Origin of the sequence: Enterobacter sp. EC_50, from assembly GCF_019584525.1 — a bacterium.
Classification (GTDB): Bacteria; Pseudomonadota; Gammaproteobacteria; order Enterobacterales; family Enterobacteriaceae; genus Enterobacter; species Enterobacter roggenkampii.
In genome coordinates this window covers 1-3,255 of sequence record NZ_VDAF01000059.1, presented here as the reverse complement: position 1 = coordinate 3,255, position 3,255 = coordinate 1, and the positions used below count along the sequence as shown (strand labels likewise).

At 46.2% G+C, this 3,255-nt stretch carries 3 protein-coding genes and 1 pseudogene; 1 reads left to right on the top strand and 3 read right to left on the bottom strand.

Annotated features, from left to right (window positions below; genetic code table 11):
• The first annotated feature begins 972 nt into the window (after positions 1–972).
• Positions 973–1,431 carry a hypothetical protein gene (locus tag FHC48_RS22880; RefSeq protein WP_171878937.1) on the top strand — a complete coding sequence of 153 codons (459 nt, stop codon included), beginning with the start codon at positions 973–975 and terminating at the stop codon, positions 1,429–1,431.
• Between the two features lie 59 nt (positions 1,432–1,490).
• Here FHC48_RS22880 and FHC48_RS22875 read toward each other — a convergent pair.
• The 3 genes and pseudogenes from FHC48_RS22875 to FHC48_RS23735 form a co-directional block, all read right to left on the bottom strand.
• Positions 1,491–1,594 (bottom strand): annotated as a pseudogene (locus FHC48_RS22875) (IS3 family transposase); the annotation flags it as partial.
• Between the two features lie 29 nt (positions 1,595–1,623).
• Positions 1,624–2,559 carry a hypothetical protein gene (locus FHC48_RS22870; protein WP_171878940.1) on the bottom strand — a complete coding sequence of 312 codons (936 nt, stop codon included), beginning with the start codon at positions 2,557–2,559 and terminating at the stop codon, positions 1,624–1,626.
• Between the two features lie 519 nt (positions 2,560–3,078).
• Positions 3,079–3,210, bottom strand: a complete 132-nt coding sequence (locus FHC48_RS23735; protein WP_023224512.1) for a hypothetical protein — start codon at positions 3,208–3,210, stop codon at positions 3,079–3,081.
• Between the last annotated feature and the right edge of the window lie 45 nt (positions 3,211–3,255).

The following is a 3,255-nucleotide window of genomic DNA, read 5'->3' as shown; positions in this document are numbered from 1 at the left end:
AGCCACCAGGGGGAAACGCCTGGTATCTTTAAGTCCTGTCGGGTTTCGCCACCACTGATTTGAGCGTCAGATTTCGTGATGCTTGTCAGGGGGGCGGAGCCTATGGAAAAACGGCTTCGCCGTGGCCTTCTTGCTTCCCTGTTAAGCTTCTTCCTGGAAGATACCAGGAAATTTCCGCCCCGCCCGTAAGCCGGTACCGCTCGCCGCAGCCGAACGACCGAGCGGAGCGAGTCAGTGAGCGAGGAAGCGGAATATCTCCGGGCTTATCTTTGGCACCGTACGCGCCATAGCTGCATTTTTTAATACGATGCAGGATAGGGCGAACGCCGCAAAATGACGTCATCCGACATCATTCCGCCGCGTTCGCCCAGTGACCTACAGTCGGCTCTGGGGTGTCGGGGCTGTGCCCTGACCAGGCGTTTTGGAGTATCGCCACCGTGGTGGCGATACTCCAAAACATATCCTGTCCCTTCCTTGGCATCTCTGAAGTTTAGCCAGTATACACTCCGCTAGCGCTACGTGACTGGTTCAGGGCTGCGCCCCGAAACCCGCTAACAACCTCTCTGCTACTGGATATCACCCCATGCCATCTGAATATGATGAGCAACGGGGTTCGACTGATACGCAGCTTCCCGGCGAATATGACCTTTTTGATTTAATGGCGAAGGTTACTGAAGAGATCCTGCATGCCCCTGTGGATTCTGGGCCGCCTGTCGGCCGGGAAGCGTTATAGCTTTTTCGCTTGCCCGCGTACGTGGTAATACGCCGGTATTACCTTTTATTTCTTTATTTTCATGTAATTACAGTGGGTTTTTAATACCTGGGTATTACTCGTGAAAACGAAACATTCATTTTTTTTCTTTTAATTCATGCAGTTGCGATGAAAATCGCGGCTGCGTTAGGTGTATGACCATTTTGAGGTTGAAAAATAATCAACCATGGAGGGTGATTTACGCAGGTTAAGGGGAGATCGTGACAAAAAAAAGCGTTCCTCACTGTATCGTTCATGCCTGCATGAACGGGTTATTCTTCCTGACTACAGAATTACATCGCTCCTTCAGTTCATACATCACTTTTACAACACTTTTACATCATTTATACATCACTTTTACATCATTCCTTCAGCTCATACGTCACTTTCATCCTCTGTGCCATTTGTACATCACCCCCTTCCTGAACGTGCTGACAGCGGGTTTTCCGGCTGCGCCGGCAACGCTTCACGGCCACGCAATAAATTGCGTCCCCGTTCACCGTTTTCGGATGGGAAGAACGCCGGAAACAGGACTTCCCCTGGCTGAATGGTGTGAATTTCCGCGCTATGCACTTGCGCGCATACTCATGCATGCCGTAAAAACAGAGCCTGCGCGTTTCTGGCGGGTTTTCGGGTGGTTTGTTGCCTGTTTTACCGGTTTCCCGTCAGAAACGCCCTGAGAGCTTCTCAGGCGGTGCGGGCAACGGATGTTATGGTAAATTGAATCGCCACGGATAATCTAGACACTTCCGAGCCGTTGATAATACTGGTTTTCATATTCTGTCGGTGACATGTGTTCGCTAGAACCATGCCGACGTTACTGTTATAAAACATTTCGATGTAAGCGATCTTAAATGACTCTGGGTGGTCTGTTAAACCCGTGCCGATTCACTTGCATAAAATTTGTCAGCAGCATATTTAAGCAGATTAGCTCTATGATCTACGATGGCTTGAGTATATCCCCTTCTAGCAGGGTGGTCGGTACATATAGCGATTGGGCAATGCAAAAATTCTGTCTGGATAATCCCCAGATGCGAGCGTTCATCTATTGCCTTAACTGCTAATTTTTTACCATTGTTTAGATAATGATCTAACACCCAGGTTTGCCCACCCGTGAAGTAGATGATGATATCTGGCTTGGTATCTTTAATTTCAGCCAAGAATAATTCACGCTGCATATGAATCATTGTCATGATATCTTTTGAAGGTAGTTTGGAAATGCTGACACTATCTCCATCATTTTCAATTAATTGAAACTTATGAAGATTAGTCCAATAAGCATGCCTTCTGGATGGTAGGTTAAAATACTTTACTACTTCATCAAATGCATACCAAAAGTGGCTATTCCTTAAATCTTCACCAAAATTGAATTTATTGAAGGATTCAATGCTCTCATTAATGTAGTCATCGACCGAAACGATGGTACTGAAAGCATCTTCCATTCCCAGAGTTTCTTGCCCCACGATCATCACTTTAACTGGGGCATTTTTGTATTCGTGCGTCATCAGTGGGATGAATGGTGTACTTACCTTTTGTAGTAGTTCTTCTGACAGGTAAGTACCGCGATTGGTAATGATATCTTCGAATGCCTTTCTTACACCGTCACTAACAACAGGTTTAGAGGTTAACTCAGTAAGGCTGTATGAAGTGAATGATGATTTATACACTATTCCCATTGCAGTTAACCCATCAATGATGCCCTCCAACTGCGAAATACTCATCTTTAACGCGCGTTGAATCTTGCTAAAACTGGTTGAGTCGTTGGCCTTAAGAATAGTGAGAACGTTGATTACATCTTGTGCTGTCATTCCTGTTTTCCTCATATTGAACTGCTTCAATGTAGATACGCGTTTAACTCATTCTGACGGTCGCAGTACAAAAAATTAGTCAAAAATCACATGCCCCGGTAATCCCTGGATTGGCCCCTATATTTCTCTAATGAACCGGCATCAATAACGACTTTGCCTGATTGGTTACAAGCTAAAAATCCTCAGAGATAAACGACTATAACCGAGCATTGCTTCAAGACATCGACCGTAGTGGCCTATCATGATTTTTATGATTGGTAAGTTATCCTGGTGGGTAGTTTGGAGAACGGAAATTTTTGTACGTTAAAAGGATCTTCTTGAGATCCGTCATTTGTCGTCGTAGTCTCTTCTCCAAGAAACGAAAAAACCACCTGGGGAGGTGGTTTTTCGAAGGTTAAGTCAGTTGGGGAACTGCTTAACCTGGTAACTGGCTTCAGCAGAGCGCAGATACCAAATACTGTCCTTCCAGTGTAGCCGTAGTTAGGCCACCACTTCAAGAACTCTATAGCACCACCTACATTAACTCGCTCTGCTAATCCTGTTACCAGTGGCTGCTGCCAGTGGCGCTTTGTCGTGTCTTTCCGGGTTGGACTCAAGACGATAGTTACCGGATAAGGCGCAGCAGTCGGACTGAACGGGGGGTTCGTGCATACAGTCCAGCTTGGAGCGAACTGCCTACCCGGAACTGAGTGTCAG